General features: G+C 65.6%; 5 protein-coding genes. 4 read left to right on the top strand and 1 reads right to left on the bottom strand.

Annotated features, from left to right (window positions below; all coding sequences use genetic code 11):
• Window positions 1-134 precede the first annotated feature (134 nt).
• From D0C15_RS33740 to D0C15_RS33725, 4 genes are all read left to right on the top strand, one after another.
• Window positions 135-1,058, top strand: a complete 924-nt coding sequence (locus tag D0C15_RS33740; protein ID WP_116052081.1) for a dioxygenase family protein — start codon at window positions 135-137, stop codon at window positions 1,056-1,058.
• Window positions 1,059-1,180: 122 nt separating this feature from the next.
• Window positions 1,181-1,582 carry a BlaI/MecI/CopY family transcriptional regulator gene (locus D0C15_RS33735; RefSeq protein WP_245976531.1) on the top strand — a complete coding sequence of 134 codons (402 nt, stop codon included), beginning with the start codon at window positions 1,181-1,183 and terminating at the stop codon, window positions 1,580-1,582.
• Entirely contained in the window at window positions 1,582-2,460 is an 879-nt protein-coding gene (locus D0C15_RS33730) for a M56 family metallopeptidase (protein WP_116052080.1), read from the top strand. The genes D0C15_RS33735 and D0C15_RS33730 overlap by 1 nt, the downstream gene beginning before the upstream one ends.
• A 148-nt stretch (window positions 2,461-2,608) precedes the next feature.
• On the top strand, window positions 2,609-3,244 hold the full coding sequence (locus tag D0C15_RS33725; RefSeq protein WP_116052079.1) for a class I SAM-dependent methyltransferase: 636 nt from the start codon (window positions 2,609-2,611) through the stop codon (window positions 3,242-3,244).
• A 45-nt stretch (window positions 3,245-3,289) separates the two neighbouring features.
• Here D0C15_RS33725 and D0C15_RS33720 read toward each other — a convergent pair.
• Window positions 3,290-3,477: BlaI/MecI/CopY family transcriptional regulator (locus D0C15_RS33720; protein WP_162830406.1), on the bottom strand; the 188-nt coding region annotated here is incomplete at its 5' end.

The following is a 3,477-nucleotide window of genomic DNA, read 5'->3' as shown; positions in this document are numbered from 1 at the left end:
CTCCCGGCCTACCGGCAGGGGCACTGTCTTTCACCAGGACTCGAAATCCAGGAACCGAGAGTGCTCACCTGCCGGCCGGCTACCAGCAGGAGTGTGCCGGATAGCTCACTCCCAGAACTGATTAGGAGTCGAGCATGACCCGCACCGAAGGTTCCCGTGCCGTGTCCGAGGCGCAGCGGCGCATCGAGGAACGGCTCACCGAAGAGGTCGTGGCGTCGTTCGCCGGCGCGCCGGACCGGCGAACGAGAGAGTTGATGGAGTCGTTCACCCGGCACCTGCACGCGTTCATCCGCGAGGTCCGGCTGACCGAGGACGAGTGGAAGCGGGCCATCGACTTCTTGACAGCGGCCGGGAACATCACCGAAGAGAAGCGGCAGGAGTTCATCCTGCTCTCCGATGTGCTCGGCGCGTCCATGCAGACGATCGCGGTGAACAACGAGGCCTACCGCGATGCGACCGAGTCCACTGTGTTCGGGCCGTTTTTCGTCGAGGATTCGCCCATGGTCGGCAACGGCGGTGATATCGCGGCCGGCGCTCCGGGGACGCCGTGCTGGGTCGAGGGCACTGTGTGCGACACCGCTGGCGACCCGGTTCCGCAGGCCCGGATCGAAGTGTGGGAGGCGGACGAGAACGGCTTCTACGACGTGCAGTACAGCGATGAGCGGGTCACCGGCCGTGGCCACCTGTTCTCCGAGATCGACGGCACCTTCCGGTTCTGGGGACTGACACCCACGCCGTACCCGATTCCACACGACGGCCCGGTCGGCGAGCTGCTGGCGGCGGTGAACCGCTCCCCGGTTCGCGCCTCCCACCTGCACTTCATGGTGTCGGCCGAGAACAAGCGAACGTTGGTGACGCACATCTTCGTCGAGGGTGATCCACAGCTGGAGGTCGGCGACTCGGTGTTCGGTGTCAAGGAGTCGCTCACCAAACGGTTCGCCGAACAGCCTGCGGGGACACCGACACCCGACGGCAGAGACCTCGACGGCAGCCCGTGGTGCAAAGTGCGCTTCGACATCGTCCTGGCACCGGCCCAGGTGGACAGCCGCGGCAGGTGAGCGACCGGGCGCTGGAGTAAGCGCCTCTCACCCGGGCGGTGGGACTTCCTCGCGGTCGAAGCGAGTGCCCGGAACGGCCGCTGGTCGTTGTCTACGACTTTCCGATAGTAGACAATGACCGGGTGGGTGAACGTGGTGACGAGCTGAGCAGGCTGCTGGGGCCGTTGGGTGCCGAGGTGCTGCGGGCTCTGTGGGTAGCGGGTGAACCTGTGCCTGTTCGGGTGGTGCTGGACCGGCTGAATCATGATCGGCCGGAGCCGTTGGCCTACACCACGGTGATGACCGTGCTGGCCAGGCTGAGTGAGCGAGGGGCAGCTACGCGAACTGCCGCCGGGCGTGGATATCTGTACACCGCGGCCGTGCGGGACGCCGCGGAACTGGCTGTGAAGGACGTGGTCCGAGAACACGGGGACGCGGCGGTGGCGTATTTCGTCGATCAGGCTCGCGGCACGCCTGGCCTGCGTCAGCGGCTGGAACGGCTGCTGGACTCCACTTCGCCTGACGCGGCGGGTAAGGACAGCTGATGCGTCGCGCCGGCCGGGTGCTGTTCCACGGGACTCTACTGGGGCTCCTCGCCGGCGGGACGATGTTCGGCCTGGTGATGGTGGTGGGGTACATCGTCATGGTCGTCGGCTGGATGTTCGGACAGATTGCCGTGCCCGAACTGACGGTTGCCCGCGTCGCGTTCGGCGTACTGATGACTGTTCTGTGGGGCGGACACATCCTGGCTGGGCTGACCGCTCTGCTGTGCCAGTGCCGGCGCAGTCACCAGTTGAGCCGATGGATAGCTCGTGCGGCGGTGACTGTCTCGCCCGCACTGGCGGCCGCCGCCGGGCGCGCCGGATCGGAGCACCCGGTTGTCGAGATCGGTGCGGACGCTCCCTATGCCTTCACGTACGGGGTCTGGCATCCGAGGGTGGCGGTCAGTACCGGTCTGGTGGCGCGGGCCGGTCAGGACGAGCTCGTCGCCGTGCTTCGGCACGAGGGATACCATGTCCGCCATCGAGACCCGCTCAAGGTGCTGGCGTTGCGTACCTGGGCCGCCGCGTTCTTCCTCATCCCGCTGATCGGCGACGTACTCCAGCGCATCCTGGACGGACAGGAACTCAAGGCCGACCGTGCGGCCGTTCGAGAGTGCGGTGTCTCGCCGGTCGCGGCCGCACTACTCAAAGCCACCGGAGAACCGGATTCCGCGCCAGGGACGGCACAGGCGGCGATGGGTGGTCCCGCCCTGCTCGAGGCCCGCGTCATCCAGCTGGAGACGGGACGCGGCCCACGAATGCTCACCACGGTCCGCCGCGAGACCGTGCTCAGGAGCCTGCCCGGCATCGCCATGGTCGCCGTCTACGGCGTTTTCCTGTATCAGCTGTGTCTCGCCGTCACCGTGTGCTGCGTCAGTTGAGCCGCCGATCCGGTCAGTCTACTATATAATCGTAGTACGATGACGTAGTAGTAGATCGATGCCGCTGGCCTTTTGGTGAACTGATGGAGCGCTATCAGCTTCGTCGTGCTGGTACCTGGGTTGGCCCGTAATCGTTATGGAGGAACACATGTCCGGAACACGAGACCGCGGTGCGCGCTGGCAGCGTTACTGGGACAAGCACTCCCGCACGTACGACAAGCAGATGCAGTTCATGGACCGCACTGTTTTCGGCGACTCGCGCCAGTGGGCATGCTCCCGAGCCACGGGGGACGTGCTCGAGGTCGCGGTCGGTACCGGCCTCAACTTTCCGGTCTATCCCGACGACATCAACTTGACCGGGATCGACCTGAGTGAGGACATGCTGGACATCGCCCGAACCCGGGCAGCGGAGCTCGGTCGTTCCGTGACGCTCATGCAGGGCAACGCCCACACCCTGCCGTTCGACGCTGCCATGTTCGACACCGTGGTGTGCACGCTCGGCCTGTGCGCGATCCCGGACCTGGACGCTGCGGTCAACGAGATGCACCGGGTGCTGCGTCCCGATGGCCGGCTGATTCTGGTGGACCATGTCGAAAGCTCGTCACCGCTGGCCCGGGTGGTGCAACGTGGTCTGGAGGTGGTCACGGTTCCGCTGGCCGGTGAGCACTTCCTGCGCAGGCCCCGCAATCACCTTGACTCAGCCGGATTCGTCATCGAGGACGTGCAGCGCTTCAAGATCGGCCTTGTCGAACGGCTCATCGCCCGCAAAACCGTCAAGGCATGATGCCGGGCTGTGAGCTTGTTCAGTCGAACCGGATCACAGCGACGATCAGGAGGTATGGGGCTTCCGCTTGGCCTTGCTCAGTACTTGGCGAAGTTTGGTCGCCTCGTCGGGGTCCATCTCGGAGAAGAATTGAGCCAGAACCGCGGTGCGATCGGGTGCTGCGGCGAGGACGTCGTCGATGAGGCGTGCGGAGTATTCTTCGCGGGTCGCCAGTGGCCAGTACTCGTAGGCGC

The organism is Amycolatopsis palatopharyngis (assembly GCF_003385185.1).
Lineage (GTDB): Bacteria > Actinomycetota > Actinomycetes > Mycobacteriales > Pseudonocardiaceae > Amycolatopsis > Amycolatopsis palatopharyngis.
Note: the sequence above shows the minus strand (reverse complement) of the source record. Positions and strands in the feature narration are given on the sequence as shown.

Bases quoted from the DNA above. Each gene is read 5' to 3' on its own strand.
- D0C15_RS33740 (WP_116052081.1), top strand. From the start codon at position 135: ATGACCCGCACCGAAGGTTCCCGTGCCGTGTCCGAGGCGCAGCGGCGC.
- D0C15_RS33730 (WP_116052080.1), top strand. From the start codon at position 1,582: ATGCGTCGCGCCGGCCGGGTGCTGTTCCACGGGACTCTACTGGGGCTC.
- D0C15_RS33725 (WP_116052079.1), top strand. From the start codon at position 2,609: ATGTCCGGAACACGAGACCGCGGTGCGCGCTGGCAGCGTTACTGGGAC.